The organism is Pedobacter changchengzhani (genome assembly GCF_004354365.1).
Taxonomy (GTDB): domain Bacteria; phylum Bacteroidota; class Bacteroidia; order Sphingobacteriales; family Sphingobacteriaceae; genus Pedobacter; species Pedobacter changchengzhani.
The window spans coordinates 85,123-106,858 of record NZ_SJCY01000010.1; the positions used below are offsets into that span (position 1 = coordinate 85,123).

General features: G+C 36.4%; 15 protein-coding genes and 1 tRNA gene. 7 read left to right on the forward strand and 9 right to left on the reverse strand.

The window, feature by feature from the left end:
- Positions 1 to 121 precede the first annotated feature (121 nt).
- From metH to metF, 3 genes are all read left to right on the forward strand, one after another.
- Positions 122 to 3,826 carry a methionine synthase gene (metH, locus tag EZJ43_RS13845; RefSeq protein WP_133263309.1) on the forward strand — a complete coding sequence of 1,235 codons (3,705 nt, stop codon included), beginning with the start codon at positions 122 to 124 and terminating at the stop codon, positions 3,824 to 3,826.
- A gap of 99 nt (positions 3,827 to 3,925) precedes the next feature.
- Positions 3,926 to 4,300, forward strand: a complete 375-nt coding sequence (locus tag EZJ43_RS13850) for a four helix bundle protein (RefSeq protein ID WP_133263310.1) — start codon at positions 3,926 to 3,928, stop codon at positions 4,298 to 4,300.
- A 108-nt stretch (positions 4,301 to 4,408) separates the two neighbouring features.
- Positions 4,409 to 5,359, forward strand: a complete 951-nt coding sequence (metF, locus tag EZJ43_RS13855; RefSeq protein WP_133263311.1) for a methylenetetrahydrofolate reductase [NAD(P)H] — start codon at positions 4,409 to 4,411, stop codon at positions 5,357 to 5,359.
- A gap of 320 nt (positions 5,360 to 5,679) precedes the next feature.
- Here metF and EZJ43_RS13860 read toward each other — a convergent pair whose 3' ends face one another.
- The 8 genes from EZJ43_RS13860 to EZJ43_RS13895 all read right to left on the reverse strand — a co-directional run bounded on the left by EZJ43_RS13860 (position 5,680) and on the right by EZJ43_RS13895 (position 16,729).
- Positions 5,680 to 6,702 (reverse strand): hypothetical protein, encoded by a 1,023-nt coding sequence (locus EZJ43_RS13860; protein ID WP_133263312.1) that lies wholly within the window; start codon positions 6,700 to 6,702, stop codon positions 5,680 to 5,682.
- Between the two features lie 71 nt (positions 6,703 to 6,773).
- A complete protein-coding gene (locus EZJ43_RS13865) occupies positions 6,774 to 7,832 on the reverse strand; it encodes a carboxypeptidase-like regulatory domain-containing protein (protein WP_133263313.1) in 1,059 nt (352 codons plus the stop codon).
- Positions 7,833 to 8,252: 420 nt separating this feature from the next.
- Positions 8,253 to 9,560 carry a threonine synthase gene (gene thrC, locus EZJ43_RS13870; protein ID WP_133263314.1) on the reverse strand — a complete coding sequence of 436 codons (1,308 nt, stop codon included), beginning with the start codon at positions 9,558 to 9,560 and terminating at the stop codon, positions 8,253 to 8,255.
- 100 nt (positions 9,561 to 9,660) lie between these two features.
- Positions 9,661 to 10,671, reverse strand: a complete 1,011-nt coding sequence (locus tag EZJ43_RS13875; RefSeq protein WP_133263315.1) for a homoserine kinase — start codon at positions 10,669 to 10,671, stop codon at positions 9,661 to 9,663.
- 97 nt (positions 10,672 to 10,768) lie between these two features.
- Complete coding sequence (gene thrA, locus EZJ43_RS13880; protein ID WP_133263316.1) at positions 10,769 to 13,219, reverse strand: bifunctional aspartate kinase/homoserine dehydrogenase I; 2,451 nt, start codon at positions 13,217 to 13,219, stop codon at positions 10,769 to 10,771.
- A gap of 398 nt (positions 13,220 to 13,617) precedes the next feature.
- Positions 13,618 to 14,034: a PIN domain-containing protein gene (locus EZJ43_RS13885; protein ID WP_133263317.1), complete on the reverse strand. Its 417-nt coding sequence runs from the start codon at positions 14,032 to 14,034 to the stop codon at positions 13,618 to 13,620.
- Entirely contained in the window at positions 14,024 to 14,269 is a 246-nt protein-coding gene (locus EZJ43_RS13890) for a DUF6364 family protein (protein WP_133263318.1), read from the reverse strand. The genes EZJ43_RS13885 and EZJ43_RS13890 overlap by 11 nt, the downstream gene beginning before the upstream one ends.
- 156 nt (positions 14,270 to 14,425) lie before the next feature.
- Complete coding sequence (locus tag EZJ43_RS13895; protein WP_133263319.1) at positions 14,426 to 16,729, reverse strand: efflux RND transporter permease subunit; 2,304 nt, start codon at positions 16,727 to 16,729, stop codon at positions 14,426 to 14,428.
- Positions 16,730 to 16,964: 235 nt separating this feature from the next.
- On the opposite strand from EZJ43_RS13895, the gene recO reads away from it, so the two are divergent.
- The 4 genes from recO to EZJ43_RS13915 all read left to right on the forward strand — a co-directional run bounded on the left by recO (position 16,965) and on the right by EZJ43_RS13915 (position 21,006).
- Positions 16,965 to 17,690: a DNA repair protein RecO gene (recO, locus tag EZJ43_RS13900; protein ID WP_133263320.1), complete on the forward strand. Its 726-nt coding sequence runs from the start codon at positions 16,965 to 16,967 to the stop codon at positions 17,688 to 17,690.
- 95 nt (positions 17,691 to 17,785) lie between these two features.
- Positions 17,786 to 17,863 (forward strand) — tRNA-Val (locus EZJ43_RS13905).
- Between the two features lie 395 nt (positions 17,864 to 18,258).
- Positions 18,259 to 18,813 (forward strand): YciE/YciF ferroxidase family protein, encoded by a 555-nt coding sequence (locus tag EZJ43_RS13910; RefSeq protein ID WP_133263321.1) that lies wholly within the window; start codon positions 18,259 to 18,261, stop codon positions 18,811 to 18,813.
- A gap of 6 nt (positions 18,814 to 18,819) precedes the next feature.
- Positions 18,820 to 21,006 carry a catalase gene (locus EZJ43_RS13915; protein ID WP_133263322.1) on the forward strand — a complete coding sequence of 729 codons (2,187 nt, stop codon included), beginning with the start codon at positions 18,820 to 18,822 and terminating at the stop codon, positions 21,004 to 21,006.
- Between the two features lie 76 nt (positions 21,007 to 21,082).
- Here the strand turns inward: EZJ43_RS13915 and EZJ43_RS13920 are convergent, their stop codons facing one another.
- A complete protein-coding gene (locus EZJ43_RS13920; protein WP_133263323.1) occupies positions 21,083 to 21,556 on the reverse strand; it encodes an ankyrin repeat domain-containing protein in 474 nt (157 codons plus the stop codon).
- Positions 21,557 to 21,736 lie beyond the last annotated feature (180 nt).

Sequence of the window (21,736 nt, forward strand, 5' to 3'; positions counted from 1 at the left end):
GTACATCCGATCCGACTTTTTAGTAAGCTTTAGAGATTTGAGAAGTTAGATTTGAGATTTGAGACATTGCGCTCTAAATTGATCTCATATCTCATATCTCATATCTCATATCTCAGAAAAAATGGATATTAGAGAAGAATTAGAAAAGCGGATTTTGATTATTGATGGTGCAATGGGCACTATGATTCAGCGATATACCTTAACTGAAGAGGATTTTAGAGGCGAACGGTTTAAAAACCACCCATGTGATGTGAAAGGCAACAACGATTTGCTAAACATTACACGTCCGGATATTATTAAAGCCATACATTTAGAATATCTAAAAGCCGGTGCCGATATTATTGAAACCAATACCTTCAGTACACAGCGTATTTCCATGGCCGATTACCAAATGGAAGACCTTTCTTACGAAATGAGTTTTGAAGGTTCGAGAGTTGCCAAAGAAGCTGCTAACGAATTTATGTTGGCAAATCCCGATCGGAAATGTTTCGTTGCAGGTGCAATTGGTCCAACAAATAGAACACTTTCTATGTCGCCAAATGTTAACGACCCTGGTTATAGAGCAGTTTATTTTGATGAACTTGAAGTTGCTTATTATGAGCAAGTTCGTGGCTTGGTTGATGGTGGCGCAGATATTTTATTGATTGAAACTATTTTTGACACTTTAAATGCGAAAGTGGCTATTGTAGCCATAAAAAAATACGAAGAAGTAATTGGGCGCAAACTAGAAATTATGATTTCTGGTACGATAACCGATGCTTCGGGCAGAACACTTTCAGGACAAACAGCCGAGGCTTTTTTAAATTCGGTAATGCATGCAAAGCCCCTAAGTATTGGCTTTAATTGTGCTTTGGGTGCGAAAGAAATGCGCCCACATATTGAAGAACTTGCCACAAAAGCTGGTTGTTATGTTTCTGCTTACCCAAATGCGGGTTTGCCAAATGAGTTTGGCGCTTACGATGAGCAACCACATGAAACTGCTCATTTAGTAGATGATTTTATAGCATCAGGATTTGTAAACATTGTGGGCGGTTGTTGTGGTACTACGCCAGAGCACATTGCCTGCATTGCTAAAAACGCAAAAAAAGCAACACCTAGAAAAATCCCTGTAATTGAGCCATTTATGCGCTTAAGCGGATTAGAACCCGTAACCATTAGACCTGATAGTATTTTCGTAAACATTGGTGAGCGTACAAACATTACAGGATCTCCAAAATTTTCTAAATTGATTTTGGGTGGCGATTACGAAGCTGCCCTTGCCGTTGCCTTGCAACAGGTAGAAGGTGGTGCGCAGGTTATCGATGTGAATATGGATGAAGGGATGCTTGATTCGGAAGCTGCGATGACTAAATTCCTAAACCTTATTGCTTCAGAACCTGATATTTCAAAATTGCCAATCATGGTCGATTCTTCCAAATGGACGGTTATCGAAAATGGTTTAAAATGTATGCAGGGAAAAGGTATTGTAAATTCAATATCCTTAAAAGAAGGCGAAGAGAAGTTTAAAGAAAGTGCTCGCAAAATTATGCAATACGGCGCTGCAGTTGTGGTAATGGCTTTTGATGAAAAAGGACAAGCTGATAATTTAGAACGTAGAAAAGAAATTTGTAAACGCAGTTACGATATTTTAGTTGATGAGCTTGGTTTCCCGGCACAGGATATTATTTTCGATCCAAATATTTTAACCGTTGCCACAGGTTTAGAAGAACACAATAATTACGCAGTTGATTTTATAAATGCCACAAAGTGGATTAAAGAAAACCTGCCTCACGCAAAAGTAAGTGGTGGCGTTTCAAACATATCGTTCTCTTTTAGAGGAAATAATACCGTTCGCGAAGCGATGCACTCTGCATTTTTGTACCACGCCATACAGGCAGGTTTAGATATGGGCATTGTGAACGCGGGTATGTTGGAAGTTTATCAAGAAATTCCGCCAGAATTGTTAGTAAGGGTAGAAGATGTGCTTTTAAACCGTAGAGATGATGCTACCGAGCGATTGGTAGAATTTGCCGAAACGATTAAAAGTAAAGGAAAAGAAATTGTTCGTGATGAAGAATGGAGAAAAGGAACGGTTGAAGATCGTTTATCCCACTCTTTGGTAAAAGGAATTGTAGAATATTTGGATGATGATGTGGAAGAAGCCCGTCAGAAATATCCTCGGCCAATACAAGTAATTGAAGGCCCGTTAATGGGTGGAATGAACATTGTTGGTGATTTATTTGGCGCTGGAAAAATGTTTCTGCCTCAGGTGGTAAAATCGGCAAGGGTAATGAAAAAAGCAGTGGCTTATCTATTGCCGTTTATTGCTCAAGAAAAATTAGATAACCCCGATCAAGATCAAAGTTCATCAGCAGGTAGAGTCTTAATGGCTACTGTGAAGGGCGATGTGCATGATATTGGTAAAAATATTGTAGGCGTTGTTTTAGCTTGTAATAATTTCGAAATTGTAGATATGGGTGTAATGGTTCCCGCACAGGAAATTATTAAAAAAGCCCGAGAAATAAATGCTGATATTATTGGTTTAAGCGGTTTAATTACACCTTCGTTAGATGAAATGGTTCATTTTGCAAAAGAAATGGAGCGCGAAGGTTTTACCATTCCGTTAATTATCGGCGGCGCCACAACATCAAGAATACATGCCGCCGTAAAGGTTGCGCCAAGTTATTCTGGCCCCACCATACATGTTTTAGATGCCTCTCGAAGTGTTACGGTTTGTAGTACTTTGATGAATCCTGAAACAAAAGGAGCCTATGTTGATGGAATTAAAGCAGAATACGATAAGGCACGAGAAGCACATTTAAATAAACGCTCTGATAAACGATATAAAACAATCGAGCAAGCAAGAGCAAACAAGTTCCAAATCGATCTAACGCAGGTTTCTCCAGCGCCAGCTTTTACAGGCACAAAAATTATCGAAAATTATCCGTTGGAAGATTTGGTTCCTTACATCGATTGGACGCCATTTTTTCATACTTGGGAATTACGTGGAAGCTACCCTAAAATATTTGATGATAAAAATGTTGGTGTAGAAGCTAAAAAGCTATTTGATGATGCGCAAACTTTGTTAAAACGTATCGTTTCAGAGAAATTACTGACTGCAAAAGCTGTGATAGGTTTTTGGCCGGCCAATACTATTAATCATGATGATATTCAGTTAGATGTTGAAAGCGCGTTGCTAAACGCCGATGAGAAACTTAAAAATGGTAACGCCGAGAAAGTTGTTATTCACACTTTAAGGCAACAGACTGAAAAAACTGATGGTCAACCTTATTATGCATTGGCTGATTTTATTGCACCGCAAGAAAGTGGCGTACAAGATTACTTTGGAGGTTTTGCGGCTACAACTGGTATTGGTTGTGATGAATTGGTGGCTGAATTCGAAAAAGATTACGACGATTACAATAGCATTATGGCCAAAGCTTTAGCGGATAGATTAGCAGAAGCGTTTGCAGAAAAACTGCATGAAATGGTGCGTAAAGAATACTGGGCTTATGCAAAAGAAGAGAAACTATCTAACGAAGAGTTAATAAAAGAGCAATATGTTGGTATTCGTCCTGCACCAGGTTATCCTGCTTGTCCGGAGCATACCGAAAAAGGGACTCTATTTGCACTCTTAGATGCCGAAAATAAGATTGGTTTAAACATTACCGAGAGTTATGCCATGTATCCAACTGCTGCCGTAAGTGGTTTTTATTTCTCACATCCCGAATCGAAATATTTTGGTCTAGGAAAAATTACTAAAGATCAGGCAGAGGATTATGCTAATAGAAAAAGCATGAGTTTGGAAGAGGCAGAGCGTTGGTTGAGCCCGAATTTGGCTTACTAGGTTGTTACCTGTTATGTGTTACGGGTTGTAGGTTTGGAAGTTTAGTAATGCGTATTAGCTGTTACAGGTTACGGGATTCGAAGCAGAAAGAAAAGATAAATGGAAAAAGAAAAAAAAGCATATACAGATTTAGATGTTTGGAAGGAGGCGAGAATTTTAACAAACGAAATTTATAATGCCACTAAACTATTTCCTAAAGATGAACTATTTGGTTTAACTAGCCAAATGAGGAGGATTGCCGTTTCAGTTCCATCAAATATTGCAGAAGGCTGTGGGAGAAATTATCCAAAGGACAGTATTCAGTTCTTTTTTATAGCCAGAGGTTCAATTTATGAATTAGAAACTCAACTTTATATTTCATTTGACCAAAAGTATATTGATGAAATAAGCTTAAAATCAATACTTCTGAAATTAGAAATCGTTAGAAAATTATTAAACGGGTTCATAAAATATTACCAGCAACTGGCGAAGTAAACACCCAACCCCATAACCTAAAACTCTTAACACGTAACCCCACATGAAGCTATCAATTTTTGATTCGGCATCCAAACAGGTAACACGTAACTTACAACCCGCAACAACATGAAAATTACTCAGCATATACAAGAAGCCAAAAAAACCTTATTCTCATTCGAGCTTTTGCCACCTATAAAAGGGCAAAGTATTCAATGGATATACGATGCAATTGATCCATTGTTGGAGTTTAATCCGCCTTTTATTGATGTAACCTCCTTAAGGGAAGATTATATTTATAAAGAGCAAGACAATGGTTTATTGCAGAAGGTTTCGTATCGGAAGCGCCCAGGTACAATAGCCATTTGTGCTGCGATTATTCATAAATATAATATTGATGCCGTTCCACATTTAATTTGTGGTGGTTTTACTAAAGAAGAAACTGAAAATGCGCTAATTGATTTACAATTTTTAGGGATTGATAATGTGTTGGCTTTACGAGGCGATGCACGCGCAGCTGATAAATCTTTTATTCCAACCAAGGGTGGTCATTGTTACGCAACAGATCTAATTGAGCACATTAAAAACCATAACGACGGTAAATTTCTGCACGAAGATATAGAAACTTTTAACAGTGATTTCTGTATCGGCGTGGCCGGTTATCCTGAAAAACACTTTGAAGCACCAAACCTAAACGCAGATTTCAAATTCTTGAAGAAGAAAGTGGATGCTGGCGCAGAATTTATTGTTACCCAAATGTTTTTTGATAATCAGAAGTATTTCGACTTCGTAAAAAAATGTAGGGAAAATGATATTAATGTGCCGATTATTCCCGGGTTGAAACCCATTAGCACATTATCTCAGTTAACGGTTTTGCCTAAAATTTTCCATATCGATTTGCCAGAAGAATTAACAGACGCCTTATCTCACGCTAAAAGCAATGCTGAAGCTAAAGAAATAGGTACAGAATCGATGATTAAACAGTGTAAGGAGTTGATGGATTTTGGAGCGCCTGTGTTGCATTTTTATACTATGGGCCGACCAGAACAGACGAAGAAAATTGCTAGAGCGATATTTTAGTTTTTGTTGAGTAGGATTCAAAATCCTAAGTTCAGTAGTCGGGATTACAAATCCCGATTAACGAGTTGGTCAGGATTTGCAATCCTGACTCCAATGCCTATAGATTTGCAATCCATTTTAAGAAAAAGCACTTGGGCGTTAATAGGATTACAAATCCTAAGTTCAACAATCGGATTACAAATCCCGATTAACAATGAACTTGTCGCATTGCTTTGCTGGTCAGGATTTGCAATCCTGATCGATTTATCTGTGAATTTTCAATCCATTTTGATAAAGTGGCCATCTTTAATAGAATTATAAATCCCGATTAATGGTAAGTTTTAATAACCAATTTCACAAGAAATCGCCAAATCTGTATAGTAAGGTAAAAGATATTCAAAGGGTACCCAATTTCCCCCGTAATCTAACGCCATCACATTTAACCTTTCTCCTTTTTTATTACTCACCCCAACAAAAGGTCTTAAGGCTATACCCATTGGGTTTGTCGATTTTGACCAAGTAATATAGTTGAGGTTTTTTAGGCTAGGCACCCATTCTACAGCAACCATAAATTTTCCTTGCGGTAATGCAATTTTATACTTTGATAAATTGATACGCATATTTTGTGCTGGTGGTTCGCGATCAATCAATATAGGAGTAATGCATAGTTCGGCCGCCGGTTGGTTGTTTTTATCCAATTGGTAAATCCTTAACTTAAATTTATTTTGCTGTATATAACTTGGCGCATAACTATGCATATAATCCTTGTCTTGGTATATAAGCACAGTCGAAGTCCCTTTGTTAGCATAGGTAATACTACTATCCGAATTCATCGAACCGTCATCATAAATGTTATTGGGTGGCAAGTCAAAATATAATTGATTAAGCTTTATGTTATTGAGTTGTGCTCCAGTATATTTATTCTCAAAAATTTGTCCAACTTGCAAGTATTCGAAAGGTTTATCCCCTAATGGTAAACCAATCCACTGGCTTACAGTTTGTGTATCATATTCATTTAAATCAACATTGTTGTGAGTTGAGTTTAACACTGGTATGGATGTATCTTGCGGTAACAGGCTTGCTTTTTTTATTTGTAAAAGTTCATATAAGGGAATTTTCAGTTTTTGAAAACCTTGGGCATCTATGAATAAAGTGTCCCCTAACATTTTTTGGTTATAGTAAATTTCGAAAACACCTTTTTCGGCATTGATAAATTTTCCCATGCGTTTATCAGCCAATGTTGCATTTAAAATGGTTTTACCATTTTTACGATTCTCGACCTTAATTTCAGCATTAAAATTAGTTTGAGCAAAAAGTGGAGTAATTATACTTAGCAATGCGATTAATAAGATGGTGTTTTTCATCAATATAAATTTTTTCTTAAAAATGATATGCCACAAATTTTTATCTTTCCATTGTTGCAACGTGTTTGTTTTTAATAGTAGGATATTTTGGCAGACAGTGCAAATTCTGTATCAATTTTACCATCAGAATCAGGCTCTACAGTAACCCAATTATCTTTTAGCCAAACATATTTCTTTGTTGAATTTTTCTTATCAATACGGTAAGTACTTACATAGGGTTCATATCCGATCTCATAAACCAATGCCATCGCTGGACCTTTATCATCTTTGGTTTGTGTAGGTAATGTAAATTGCCTAAATACCTTAGGTTGATTACGTTTGCCTAAGCTGTAAGTTAGGTTGGGCAAAATAGCGAGCCACTCTATTGCAATATAGAAATTACGTTGTTTAGGCCTAATGTTATAGTTACGAACATCAATTTCCGTATCGGTAATGGCACTAGTTAATGAGATGGGTATTTTTACAGCTTGATCTAATGGCTGGGGTTCTCCGTTCTCAGCTGGATATATAATATATAAATTAAAAATAGCTCGCTCATTGTGCTTTTTTAATTCGTAAAATAGCCAAGGTGCCCTGATATATTTGATTTCATATTTCTCAGTCAATATAGTTGTTTGTTCATTGCTAGCTTCTACAAATCTACCGAGGTGGATTTCTTCAAGCTTAAAGCTGTCAACATTGGCCGTAAATTTTTTAGCAATTGGAAACTTAGCGCTTAAGTAAGACTGTGCAATATCTTTGTTTATAGTATATTTTATATTGGAATAGGCGAATTCATTAATTATTTCGTAACGTTTCTTACCTACGCTAACACTTACCTCTTTTAAGGTTTTTTCATCTTCGTCTAGATAGATAATCCCATCTTTCGGTAATTTATCAATTGGCAGTTTCGCTGATAAGTAGCCTATGCAGGATACAAAAATTGTATCCTTAAGATTTAATTTATCTACGATTATATTAAAATCTCCAGATTCGGTTGTTAATTTAGTTTGATTAGCTAACTTTAACTTTACCGTAGCATAAGGGATTGGCTGTTTACTTTTAGTAGCTATAATTTTTCCTTTAATGGTTTGGGCAAAGCAGGTTAATGAAACAATCGAAAATACGATGAGAAATATTAATTTTTTCATAAGTGACCTAATATCGGAAATTTTAGGTAAATCTTTGATTTTCGACTTTGTAACTAAATCCCATTTTTAAAGTTAGCACATTTAGGATTACAAATCCTAAGCTCAACAATCGGGATTGCAAATCCGGTGTGGCATGATGTTGGTCAGGATTTGCAATCCTGACTAATTTAGCTATAGATTTGCAATCCATTTTAAGAAAAAGCACTTGGTCGTTAATAAGATTAAAAATCCTAAATTCAATAATCGAGATTGCAAATCCCGATTAACTGCAAATCCATCTTAAGAAACAGCACTTGGTCGTTAATAAGATTACAAATCCTAAGCTCAACAATCGGGATTACAAATCCCCATTAACTGTGGTGTTGGTCAGGATTTGCAATCCCAACCCAGAAGCTGTGGATTTGTAATCCACATTAAAAGTTACTTAGTCATCAAATACTCCTTAAACCCTTCAAAATCTATCCCCAATTTATCTGCATGTTTTGGTTTGCTTTCTAAAGTTTTTACCTGCCCTGGTATTTCTATTTTAGCAGCAATATCCTCCGGAAAAATATCAGGAAACTTGCAAGCATGAGCAGTAGATAAAAATACAGCAGCACTTTCATCCAATGGATTTTCTTTTCTATATTTTTCTATCGCCAAATAAGCAATTGCGGTATGCGGACAAGCCACGTAATTAAATTTAGCATCAATTTCTTTAATGCCAGCTAGCGTTTCTTCATCATTAAAACGGTATGATGTGATTACTTTTTTTAGTTCATTCACATCCTCATTAAACAAATTCATAATACGCACCCAATTGCTTGGCGCACCAACATCCATGGCGTTTGAATAGGTTTGTGTTGATGGTTTTGTTTCGTAAACACCACTTGCTAAAAAGCGAGGAACGGTATCGTTTATGTTGGTTGCTGCGATAAATTGCTTAACTGGCAAACCTAATTTGTGAGCCAATAAACCTGCACCGATATTGCCGAAATTTCCACTTGGTACAGAAAAAATTACTTCATTAATTCCTTGCTTTTTCAACTGCGCATACGTGTTGAAATAATAAAAAGTTTGGGGAATTAGCCTAGAAATATTGATCGAATTTGCAGATGTCAAACGGAATCTCGCGTTCAGTTCGTCATCTGCAAACGCTTGTTTAACCAAAGCTTGGCAGTCATCAAAAGTGCCTTTAACTTCAATTGCTCTTATGTTTTGTCCGTTGGTGGTTAACTGTAATTCTTGTATCGGGCTCACTTTACCTTCGGGATATAAGATGGTTACTCTCGTGTTTGGCACGCCTAAAAAGCCCAAAGCCACTGCGCCACCAGTATCGCCAGATGTGGCAACCAAAACATCTAATAACTGCTCGCCATCTTTTAAGAAATAAGCCATTACACGACTCATAAAACGAGCACCAAAATCCTTAAAAGCAAGTGATGGCCCGTGGAATAATTCTAAAACAAAAGTTTTATCATCTAGCTTCACCGCTGGTGCTTCAAAGTTTATCGCATCCTCAATAATTGCCTTCAAATCCTCAGCAGGAATTTCGTCTTTTAATAAAGTTGACGCAATTTTGTAAGCAATCTCTGGTAAAGAATACTCCTCAATATTTTCTATAAAATTAGTATCTAATCGAGGAATTTCGACAGGCATATACAAGCCCTTATCTTTAGGCATACTATTAAAAACGGCATCTTTAAAAGAAACGCGTAAATCTTTATTGTTGGTTGAATATAATTCCATTGGGTTGTCAGTTACGTGTTATCAGTTGCGTGTTTTGAGTTTCATTATGCCGGCTTTGCACCTAGCCAGGTAACTGGTAACTCACAACACGTAACACATTTTACAATACTCTCGGTCCTTCGGCGTTAACCGATGACACGAAAGCCTTGCTATTTATATTTAAGTTGGTTAAATGTTGTTGTTGTAATTCGGTAATTTTTTGTGCGGTTTCTTCATCTTTAGTTAATGAGAAAACTGATGGTCCAGATCCTGAAATTCCAAATCCAATTGCGCCGTTTTCCATTGCAATTGTTCTCATATCTTCAAAGCCCGGAATTAATATTGATCGTGTAGGTTCTACTAAAACATCTTTCATGCTTCTGCCAATTAAATCAAAATCATTCATAAACAGGCCACTAACTAAGCCTGCAACATTACCCCACTGGGTAACAGCATCTTTCAATAAAATTTTACTGCGAATCATTTGGCGAGCATCTTTTGTAGGCACATCCACTTCTGGATATACGATTGCAGCAAACATTCCAGCCGGAGTTGGCAAAGATATTACATCAAGCGGATCGTAACTTCTAACCAACACAAAACCACCTAATAAAGCAGGCGCTACATTGTCGGCATGGCCGTAACCGCAGGCCAATTCTTCGCCTTTCATGGCAAATGGAACAAGCTCTGTTGGCGTTAATAAATCGCCCATTAGCTTATTGATCGCAAATAAACCCGCAACAGTACTTGCCGAGCTTGACCCTAAACCACTGCCAATTGGCATTTTTTTGTGCAGTTTAATTTCAACACCAATATCCAAACGGTTAATGTGCTGTAAATAATGCTGTACACTAGCGCTAACGGTATTCTTCGCTGCATCTAAAGGCAACCTTCCATCATCGCCTGTTATTTGTTTGATGATTACGCCTGGTGTATCGGTTAGTTGCATTTCAACTTCATCGCCAGGTTCATTAACGGCAAAACCCAATACATCGAAACCGCAAACTACATTGGCTACAGTTGCTGGGGCAAAAACTTTTACCCTTGAATCCCGACTAGTCGGGACTTTTTCCTTTCCATCGTTTTTTTCAGATTTCAAAAATTGTTCGTTGGAGTTTATATTATTTGACATTTTAGTTGTATCGAATTTATATTTATTCTTGTTTTACCACCTTGCTTTTCAGCTCCTCCTTTAGGGCCTGCCTGCCGGAGAGGCAGGGGTTGGGGGGCTAATGATTTTGCCCAACATTTATAATATCAGAAAATACGCCTGCTGCGGTGACTTCTGCGCCTGCACCCGGGCCTTTTACAACTAGCGGACGGGTTTTATATCGATTAGTAGTGAAAGAAATAATATTATCACTTCCCGAAAGCATATAAAATGGATGGCTATCATCAACCATTTGCAGACTGATATTTACTTTTCCATCTTCTAATTTGCCGATATAACGCAATACTTTGCCGTCATTTTTGGCTTTATTTTTTAAGTCTTCAAAGTAAGGTGCATTTGCTTGGAGCTCTTTATAAAAGTCTTCAACTGAAGAGGCATTCAAACAAGCTTCTGGTAATATATTATCAATCTTAACGTCCGAAGCCTCCAATGGATAACCAGCATCACGTGCGAGAATGAGCATTTTTCGCATAAAATCTTTTCCGTTCAAATCATCCCTCGGGTCGGGTTCTGTATAGCCAAGGTCTTGAGCTTCTTTAACGGTTTCGTAAAAACCTGCGTCGCCTTTAAAATTATTAAAAATGTAAGAAATTGTACCAGATAAAATCGCTTCTATACGGGCGACTTTATCGCCACTCATCATCAACTCTTTTAGCGTTCTAATAATTGGTAAACCTGCACCTACATTGGTTTCATAATAAAAATCGACGCCAAACTTTCGGGCTGCGTTTTTAAAAGATTTGTATTGAGCAAAATCAGCAGAGTTTCCTTTTTTATTGCAGGTTACTATCGAAATGCTACTCTCAAAAATGCCTTGATAATATTGTATCGGCGCTTCGCTAGCTGTATTATCTACAAAGACACAGTTGGGCAAATTAAGGCCTTTCATTCTTTCTACAAAATTAGCCAAATCAGCCGGTTCGCCATTTGTATCCAATTCACTTTCCCAATCTGCTAACGATAAACCGTTGGTATTGAAAATCATTTTTCGGGTATTGCTAATGCCAGCAACTTTAACCTGTAAATCATTATTCGAAGCCAAAAACGGCATTTGCTCTTTCAACTGATTGAACAGCGTTTTGCCAATATTACCGGTGCCTAAACAAAAGATATTCAATGTTCTCTTTAAATCGGTAAAAAATGCATCGTGCACCGCATTTACGGCTTTCGATAAATCGTCTTTGCCAATAATTACCGAAATGTTATATTCAGAAGATCCTTGCGCAATTGCCCTCACATTTATCCCGTTTCGGCCTAAAGCACTAAATAATCGGCCACTCATACCTGGTGTGCGTTTCATGTTTTCGCCAACCACTGCTAAAACTGCCAAGTTTCCTTCCACTTCAGGTAACTCTAATTTTTTAGCATCAAGCTCCAACTCAAATTCCTTTTGAATAAATGAAATGGCGTGTGCTGCATCTGTAGGTTTTACAGCAAAAGTTATACTATGCTCGGATGAGGATTGTGTAATCAGCACAACGTTAATTTGCTCACGCGATAACAATGAAAACAAGCGTCCACTAAACCCGGCCTTGCCAACCATACCACTTCCGGTTAAATTGATAATGCTAATTTGATCAATCGATGAGATGCCTTTTATAGGTAAATTTGAAGATTTTGCATCACTTTTTATATACGTACCTTCAAATTCGGGTTGAAAAGTGTTTTTTATTACAATCGGAATCTTTTTCATAAACGCCGGAATCATTGTTGGCGGATAAATTACTTTAGCACCAAAATAACTTAACTCCATTGCTTCTGTATAACTCAATTCGGGCAAAGAGAAAGCTTTCTTCACCATTCGTGGGTCTGCAGTCATCATTCCATTTACATCTGTCCAAATTTGTATTTCTTCGGCATTTAGTGCTGCTGCCCAAACTGCTGCGGTGTAATCCGATCCACCACGGCCAAGCGTTGTAATTCTGCCTGCACTATTGCTGGATATAAATCCGGTAACAAATAAAACTTTGCTATTGTTGGTCTGATAAAAGTCGTTAATTAGTACTTCTGTTAGTTCAGTATTAACCTTTGCTTGCCCAAAATTATTATCGGTTTTAATATATTCGGCACCATTTACGTAAATGGCATTTTGTATAGTTTGTGTGGCAATATGGCTAACCATAAAAGTAGAACAACGTTCGCCATAACTTAGAATTTGATCTTTGGTTTGCAAACTTAGCTCTTGTAGGTTGGCAACAGACTGAAGTAAATCTTCAATTTCATTAAAGAAAATTTTTAAGCGTGTAAATACTGGATTTTGTGAAGCAGCGGGTAAAAGCGCTCTAATTACCTCAAAGTGTTTGTTTTCAATTTCCTTGATGCCATTGTTGTAATCCTCGCCACGTTCGGCTTTTTCGGCCATATCGGTTAGCAAATTAGTTACACCACTCATTGCCGATAATACAACTACCGGATTGCTTTGTAATTTTTCGTTCGCTACGATACTTAATAGCGTTTTAATGTTCTCGGCCGAACCTACGGATGTGCCACCGAATTTAAGTATTTTCATTTATTTTGAGTTTAAAAAAAAAGCGCCCCGATTGTCGGGGCGCTTTTTTTGTTTTTATATTTTTTTTACAACAAAATTAGCCCCGCTGGTTTATCCCTGTGGTGTTAATAATAATCGTAATAATTGTTGAGTTGAAATTCATATCTACTTAGTGTACTTTCTACACCGTAAAGTAGAATATAATTTTTTTAAAAAGCAAATAAATTGGAAGATTTATTTTTAAATTTTTGTAAATAAGCCTTTATAGTTGAAATAACAAGTTTTTCAGACTAAAAACTGGGTTGGTTTTTTAAAGTTTATTTTCAGCACTTACATAATATGATGCATGTAAGAGGTTTACATGATAAACTTTTTTTAATGAAAAGCTACCGATGCGATTTTCAAAATTGTAGTATGTCCTAAAATAATGCTAGAAACTTCTCAGCACTTGTAATTTGTAAATTTTTGTTGCTTAGTTTTTGAAACGCTATATCGCTAGATAAGATATAGTCTAATTTGTGTTTTGTTGCGGTGTAAAAATGAACAGCATCCTCAATATCAGCAATCGAGGAATTTAAGGCTTGTAAAACAATTTCTTCATCGGCTTCGATAATATTTACAATCAATAATAACTCCAAAAGCAGTTCTTTGGAAATTTTGCTTCCATAGCTTTTTTGTAAATAGAAAGATGTTGTTTGTAATATTGATATACCCACGAAAGCCTTAACCTCGTTATCTTTCGCTAAAATCAACACTTTTTCAGCTACATCAAAATCGCGTCTTTTTAAAAAGAAATTCAATAAAATGTTGATGTCTAATAGTATATTAGAAATCATATTTGTCGGTTCTATCTCGATAATATTCCTTCTTAAAATCGAAATCTTCTGGAATATTTGGTTTTTCTAATCTGTTTACCATTTCAAAAAGTTTAACATGCTGCTTTTTTGGTTCAGTTATTTTTTTAAAATAACTTTCAACTAATTCAGATACACTTGTACCTATTTTAGCAGCATGTTTTTTTGCTTCTACAAGTAAGTCTTCCTCGATTGTTAAATTAACTCTAGCTTTCATAATAACCAAATATACGCACAAATTTTTATTATGCGCATGCCCGATTGATTTTTATATAAACGAACGAATAGTACCTTTAAGTTGTTAAAATTTGATATAAAAGGGTGTATTAATGATGAAAATTCAATTTCATTTTTTCCGATTCTTCAGAAGAAACTATTTTCTAACTTTCTTTTTATCCAACCATAAAACCAATGCAGGCAACAAAGTCAGGTTAAAAACCAATGCAACAAATAAGGTTATAGACAGCAATAGGCCTAAAATAACGGTTCCGCCAAAGGTTGAGGCTGTAAATATTCCAAAGCCAAAAAATAAAATAAGCGCAATGTGCGTCATACTCACGCCAGTTTCTGTTATCGTATCTGTAATCACAGTAGAAACACTCAGGTTTGTTAATTTAAGCTCTTGTTGATATCGGGTTAAAAAGTATATGGTTTGATCAGAAGCCAACCCAAACGCTATTGTAAAAATAAGTATGGTTGATGGTTTTAAAGAAATATCGAAATATCCCATAATTCCAGCGGTTATAATTAGCGGTACAATATTGGGAAGTAGTGAAATAAACATTATACCCAAACTTTTAAACTGTGCTAAGCGAAGTAATGAAATTAAAACAATGGCTAAGCCAATACTTTCAAATAAATGTTTTAGCATGTAATCTGTTCCTTTAGAAAAAATTACGCTCGATCCTGTGAGTTCAACATTAAATTTTGAAGGAGGCAGAATGCTATCAATCCGAGGTTTTAGCTCAGCCATAATAGCATCTAGGCGTTTCGAGCCAACATCGGCCATTTGAAAACTAATGCGCGTTTTCTGACCATCTTTATCTACAAAATTGCTCAACAAACTTGAATTTCCCTTTCCGCCATTGGCGATGTATGAAAGGATGAAGTTTTTTTCCATATTATCTGGAAGTCTGAAATACGCAGGATCATTATTGTAAAAAGCTTGAGTAGCATATTTTAAGCCCATATTTAACGAGATAGATCGAGAAAATTCTGGATAAGCAGAAATCATTTTCTCCATTTTTTCTATCCTTTTAAGATTGGTTAGGTTTAACACGCCATTCTTTTTCTTCGTATCTACACTAACTTCTAAAGGGAGAATGCCATCAAAATTTTTCTCAAAAAATCTTAAGTCTTGCAATATTGTCGAGCTTTTTGGCAAATCATCAACCACATAACCATTTACATTAATTTTTAAAACACCAATAAAGGCGATTATAGAAATGATTAGTGTGCCCAAGTAAACCATAGCACTTTTATGCTGCACAAAAATATCGGTTTTTACCAAAATTCTATGCAATAAACCTTTGTTTATATCTGTTTGCGGCTTTAATTTCGGTACAGGTAAATAACTAAATATAATAGGTATTAAGCACAAACACATCAACCAAGTAATCATTACGTTAATCGAAGCAACACTTCCAAACTGCATTAAAACCTCACTGCCAGTAAAATATAAAACGCCAAAACCAATTGCCGCGGTAACATTTGCAATTAAGGTAGTTACAGCAATTGTTTCTATAGTTGTACTCAGTGCTTTCTCTTTATCGCCATGTTTTCTAAGCTCTTTTTGGTATTTATTTAATAAAAGAATACTATTCGGAATACCAATAATCACAATCAGTGGAGGTATTAAACCTGTTAAAATGGTAAGTTCAAAGCCAAATAGCACTAATATGCCAATGCTCCAAATTACGCCCATTACAACCACTAAAATGGGGAAGAAAACAGCGTAAAATTTTCTGAAAAAGATTAATAAAATAATGGCAGAAACTAATATGGATAAGCCCAAAAACAGTACAAATTCGTTGCTTACCAGTTTGCTTACCGCAGTGCGGATGTAAGGTAAACCAGAAATATGAACTTGGATTTTTGTAGATTTTTGAAACGCTTTTGCTTTTTCTTCAATTTGCTTTAAAATAGGGTTTCTCTTTGCGGTGTTTAAAATCTTCGTATCAAAAGTAATCGCCATTAAGGTTGCATTGTCTTTATTAAATACTAATCCCTCAAAAAACGGTGTGTTGTATAAAGCCGTTTTAATTGAATCCATCTCGGCATCCGTTTTTACGGGCTGAGCGGGTAAAGGCTTTAAGCTAAATTTTTGGTTTACGGTATCTTTATAAAGTTGAAATATTTTGCCGGTGGATAAAACTTGCTTAATTCCAGGTAAATCTTTAATCTCGTTAGATAGTTTTGCCCATTTATTATAAACATCTTTATTAAAAATATCTGGCGATTTGATACCGATAACCATTACACTGCCGTCTTCTCCAAAAGTCTTTTTAAAGCTATTGTATTTTATAAAAGCACTATCTGTAACGGGTAATATTTTACTTCCTGTATAAGATAATTTAACATTTTTGGCCTGGAAAGCCATAAAAATTGTACCTACGACAAAGAATAATATGAGTGCAATTCGGTTTTTAAGGATGAAACGCGATAACTTAAGCCACATTGAGTTTAGTTTTATAAAGTTTACAGCAAAACTAAACCTTATTTGCAAATGAAGATTATTTTTTTGCTGATTTTAACTATCATTTAACAAAAAAAAATTAACAATGTTTGGTTTTTGAAAGTGATTTCCAAATATCGCAATTTGTATTACAGTTATTTTTGAGTTATTTAGGCTAAATTCCGCAATTTTCTTTCGTACTTTGTTTACGGTCGATTACAAAAATAAACCAATTTTAATGTTGCATAAAGTACGAGGTATTGTTTTAAAAACTACAAATTATAGCGAAACCAGTGTGGTGGTGCAGGTTTTTACCGATAAGTTTGGCATGCAATCATACTTAATTAATGGCGTAAAAAAACCGAGGGCCAAAATAAAAATGAACATGCTCCAATCCTTACATCTTTTGGATATGGTGGTGTACCATAACGTAAATGCAAACATCCAGCGGGTTTCGGAGATTAGGCAAACGCCTGTTTTTAAAACAATTCCCTACGATATTATTAAAAGTAGTGTAACTATATTTTTAAATGAAGTGCTTTATAAAAGTATTAGGCAACAGGCCGCAGATGAAAGTTTGTTTGATTATATATTTAATACAATAGCCTGGTTTGATGAAACAGAACAACTGCACCCAAATTTTCACCTATCATTTCTTTTAAAGCTAACGCGATTTTTAGGTTTTTACCCAAATGATAAAAGAAGGCAGGATCAAAATTATTTCGATTTGCACGAAGGTGAATTTGTTTCGCGACAACCCTTTCATCTAAATTTTTTAGAATTGGACGATGCTTTAAGGTTTATTTCGCTTTTTAATACCCCTTTGGAAAAAATAATTGAAATAAAATTTAGCAATGAGCAACGCCGATTTTTACTCGATAAGATATTGGTTTTCTATACTTTACATACTGCTTCTTTCGGAGAGATACAGTCTCATAAGATACTGGAGACATTATTATCATAAAAAAAACAAAAATAAATTTGCAAAGCAATTATTTCGGGCTATATTTGCATTCCCAAAACGAAAGAAACTTTATCTTTTTATAAGGGAAACCAAAAGGGAAATTAGCTCAGCTGGTTCAGAGCACCTCGTTTACACCGAGGGGGTCGGGGGTTCGAACCCCTCATTTCCCACCAAAAGCCTTTCATTGCAAAATGAGAGGCTTTTTTGTTTTAAAATCTCTTGAAATGCTCGAAAATATAAATCGGGCATAAAAATGAATCACAACCAAAATTTGTGGACTGAGCAACTAATTTAGTTACACTGAACAGAAAAAATTGATCTCTCCTATACCTCTGAACTGAGATCTGACTGCTTTAATATTCCATATTTTTGTAGTCATTTTTTCCAAAATTTAAATCTCCTTTATGCAATAATTCGTGCTAGTCTAAAATTGATTTTTATCCGCCACACATTTAGAACGATTTTTTTCAAGACAATTTAAGCTAAATCAGATATAAAATTAAGTTTCATAAAACCAATTTAAAGCATTTAAGGTTATCTATTTAAAATGTAGATAAAACTAATTGCTATGAAAAAAGATTCAACCTCAGATCCTAAATTTAGTTCAAAAACTGACGGTCAAACTTCTTCTGGTTTAAAAGCATTATTCGAAGATGGCATCTGCGATATTTATTGGGCAGAAAACCATTTGGTAAAATCCCTGCCAAAAATGATCGCTGAAGCCGGAGCAAAAGAATTGAAAGATGCGATCGCAAATCATTTACAGGAAACGAAAAATCAAGTGGCTCGCTTAGAGCAGGTTTTCGAACTGTTGGGCAAAAAGGCAATCGCTAAAAAGTGCGATGCGATGGAAGGCTTAACAAAAGAAGCCGAAGGGATTATAGAAAGTACTATTGCCGGTACAGATGCAAGAGATTTGGGCATTATTCTTGCTTCGCAAAAAGTAGAACATTACGAGATTGCCACTTATACCGGATTGCACAAGCTCGCCCTAGAGTTGGGTTTAGATGACGTGGCCCAATTATTTGCACAAAGTTTAGCTGAAGAACAAAAAGCTGATGATAAGCTTAGTGATGTGGCAAAAAAAACTATTTATGATCAACCGAAAAAAAAGTCTAATTAAAACATAATGGCTAAGCAAACAAATAAAAAGGAAACACCTAAACCGATCAGTGATAAGGCTACGCAGTTGGAGCAACATGTTGCGGATTCTACTGGGCAGTATATGACAACCGATCAGGGGCTTAAAATAAACGATGACCAAAACTCACTAAAAGCAGGAGAAAGGGGCGCTACTTTGCTTGAGGATTTTATTCTCCGAGAAAAAATTACCCACTTTGATCATGAACGGATACCCGAACGGGTGGTGCATGCAAGAGGGTCAGGCGCTCATGGTATTTTTAAAGTTTACGAAGATCAATCTGCACTTACAAAAGCACATTTTTTATGCAATCCAGATATTGAAACTCCGGTATTTGTAAGGATATCAACCGTTGCAGGTTCTAGGGGGTCTACCGATTTAGCCAGAGATGTAAGGGGTTTCGCCGTAAAATTTTATACTCAGGAAGGAAATTTTGACCTTGTCGGCAATAATATGCCCGTATTCTTTATTCAGGATGCGATCAAATTTCCCGATCTTGTTCATGCAGTAAAACCTGAACCAGATAACGAAATGCCTCAGGCTGCGTCTGCTCATGATACTTTCTGGGATTTTATCTCTTTCATGCCCGAAGCTTCCCACATGATTATGTGGCAGATGAGTGACAGGGCAATACCTAGATCATTAAGAATGATGGAAGGCTTTGGTGTACACACTTTCAGGCTGGTTAACGCAGAAGGTGTGTCGCATTTTGTGAAATTCCATTGGAAACCACTTTTGGGTGTCCACTCGGTTGCATGGGATGAAGCGCAGGCGATTTCAGGTAAAGACCCCGATTTTCACCGTAGAGATTTATGGGAAGCTATCGAATCTGGCGCCTTCCCCGAATGGGAATTAGGTGTGCAGATTGTACCTGAAGAAGATGAGTTCAAATTTGATTTTGATCTTTTGGACCCTACAAAATTAATTCCTGAAGAACTTGTTCCTGTACAGCGGATTGGCAAAATGACCTTAAATCGGAATCCCGATAACTTTTTTGCAGAAACCGAGCAGGTTGCTTTTCATGTTGGCCATGTGGTGCCGGGCATTGATTTCACAAACGACCCATTATTGCAGGGTAGGTTATTTTCTTATACCGATACACAGCTGATCCGACTTGGAGGGCCGAATTTCCATGAAATTCCGATCAACCGTCCTGTTGTGCCGGTGCATAATAACCAACGTGATGGGTTTATGCGCCAAACAATAAATAGAGGTAAAACCAGTTATGGCCCAAATGGCATTGCCAATAATGATCCACAACAGGCAAAAGCGAAAGACGGAGGTTTTGTAAGCTATAACGAGCGGATTGATGCGAGAAAAATAAGGGCAAGAAGTAGAAGTTTCTTCGATCATTTCTCTCAGGCGAAATTGTTTTTCAACAGTCAGAGCGAGCCGGAAAAAAATCATATTATCGATGCATTTAGTTTTGAGCTAGGAAAGGTTAAGAGTGTAGAAATTCGGGAGAGAATGCTGGGCTTGTTAAATCATACAGATCCAAAGTTGGCTTCTGAAATTGCTTTTGCACTTGGGTTGCATGTGCCAAAAATCCCGCTACCTGAAATGAATGGTAGTGTACCAGCTGACGCTGATCCTGCCGATTATACGCCTGTTCAAACAGAAAGTAAGTTGACAGAATCTCCTGCTTTAAGTATGGCAAATACGATTAAGGACACCATAAAAACAAGAAAAATTGCCATTCTTGCTGCAGATGGCGTAAACGAAAAATCTTTAAACAGTATGAAAGCTGTTTTAGTTGATGGAGGCGCAACAGTGCATGTTATTGCACCGAAACTGGGTGAAATAATAAGTGAAGAAAGTATAAAAATTTCGGTAGATGAAAGTTTCCTGACTGCAGCATCTGTACTTTATGATGCCGTTTATGTTCCCGGAGGCAAGAATAGTGTGGCCACGCTAGAGGCAGAAGAAAACGCTGTTCATTTTCTAAATCAAGCATTTAAACACTGTAAAGCTATAGCCACTCATGAAGATGCGATGCAGGTTCTTGAATCCACTTATTTCTTTAAAAAGTTGCCAAAAAATTATGATGAAGAAACGGTGATGAGAGAAGGTGTTTTAGTTGGTGCGGATGAAAAGAAGCTCCAAAACCTCTTTGTTAAAATGATTGCCCAGCACAGGTTCTGGGAGAGGGAAAATGCGAGGAAAATTCCAGCATAATCATATAGAAAAAAAGGGGTGTACTGAATGTATACCCTTTTTTTTATAATCACTATAAACAGCTCAAAAGATGATTTTAGCTTTCTAAAATCGCGATCGCTTCCAAATTATTCTGAATAACCGCAAGGTCTAAAGCAGACTGGCCTCTATTGTCTTTTAAACTTCTACTCGCTCCTTTTTCGATTAGCAGTTTTGCCACATCATTTCTGCCGAACATAACTGCGAACATCAGTGCGGTTCCGCCATTTCCATGCTGTAAGTTGAGGTCTGCACATTCATTGATTAGTAAATTCACAATTTCTAAATAACCCTTGAAACTAGCGCCCATCAAAGCCGTATTGCCCCCCAAATCTGATGCATTTAAATCAGCACCAGCTTCGATCAAAATTTTTGCTGATTCCAATTGGTTATTGTAACAAGCTATAATTAAAGGTGTATAGCCCTTTTCATCCTGAAAATTAATGTTGCATTCCCGTCGGATCAATTCCTTCAAAACTTCATTCTCACCTTTTCTTGCAGCTGGTATGAGCAAGGCTTCTATATTTTCCATTTAAATTTATAATATCTTAAGTTAATTCTTTTCTGTATAGATTTTCATAAAATACTTAACAGGATAATCTGCAAAAAGTTCGAGCATCTATGCCTGATTTCCTACATTATCGACAAAAATGAAGCAAACGTATAACATCACTACTAAAATATTTCCTTCATTAAGCACAAAAAAAGAGAC

Excerpts from the sequence above, each read along its gene's own strand:
- recO (WP_133263320.1), top strand. The coding sequence starts at position 16,965 with ATGTTGCATAAAGTACGAGGTATTGTTTTAAAAACTACAAATTATAGC.
- EZJ43_RS13885 (WP_133263317.1), bottom strand. The coding sequence starts at position 14,034 with ATGATTTCTAATATACTATTAGACATCAACATTTTATTGAATTTCTTT.
- EZJ43_RS13915 (WP_133263322.1), top strand. The coding sequence starts at position 18,820 with ATGGCTAAGCAAACAAATAAAAAGGAAACACCTAAACCGATCAGTGAT.
- EZJ43_RS13875 (WP_133263315.1), bottom strand. The coding sequence starts at position 10,671 with ATGTCAAATAATATAAACTCCAACGAACAATTTTTGAAATCTGAAAAA.
- thrA (WP_133263316.1), bottom strand. The coding sequence starts at position 13,219 with ATGAAAATACTTAAATTCGGTGGCACATCCGTAGGTTCGGCCGAGAAC.
- metF (WP_133263311.1), top strand. The coding sequence starts at position 4,409 with ATGAAAATTACTCAGCATATACAAGAAGCCAAAAAAACCTTATTCTCA.
- EZJ43_RS13920 (WP_133263323.1), bottom strand. The coding sequence starts at position 21,556 with ATGGAAAATATAGAAGCCTTGCTCATACCAGCTGCAAGAAAAGGTGAG.
- EZJ43_RS13850 (WP_133263310.1), top strand. The coding sequence starts at position 3,926 with ATGGAAAAAGAAAAAAAAGCATATACAGATTTAGATGTTTGGAAGGAG.
- EZJ43_RS13895 (WP_133263319.1), bottom strand. The coding sequence starts at position 16,729 with ATGTGGCTTAAGTTATCGCGTTTCATCCTTAAAAACCGAATTGCACTC.
- EZJ43_RS13890 (WP_133263318.1), bottom strand. The coding sequence starts at position 14,269 with ATGAAAGCTAGAGTTAATTTAACAATCGAGGAAGACTTACTTGTAGAA.
- EZJ43_RS13860 (WP_133263312.1), bottom strand. The coding sequence starts at position 6,702 with ATGAAAAACACCATCTTATTAATCGCATTGCTAAGTATAATTACTCCA.
- EZJ43_RS13865 (WP_133263313.1), bottom strand. The coding sequence starts at position 7,832 with ATGAAAAAATTAATATTTCTCATCGTATTTTCGATTGTTTCATTAACC.
- EZJ43_RS13910 (WP_133263321.1), top strand. The coding sequence starts at position 18,259 with ATGAAAAAAGATTCAACCTCAGATCCTAAATTTAGTTCAAAAACTGAC.
- metH (WP_133263309.1), top strand. The coding sequence starts at position 122 with ATGGATATTAGAGAAGAATTAGAAAAGCGGATTTTGATTATTGATGGT.
- thrC (WP_133263314.1), bottom strand. The coding sequence starts at position 9,560 with ATGGAATTATATTCAACCAACAATAAAGATTTACGCGTTTCTTTTAAA.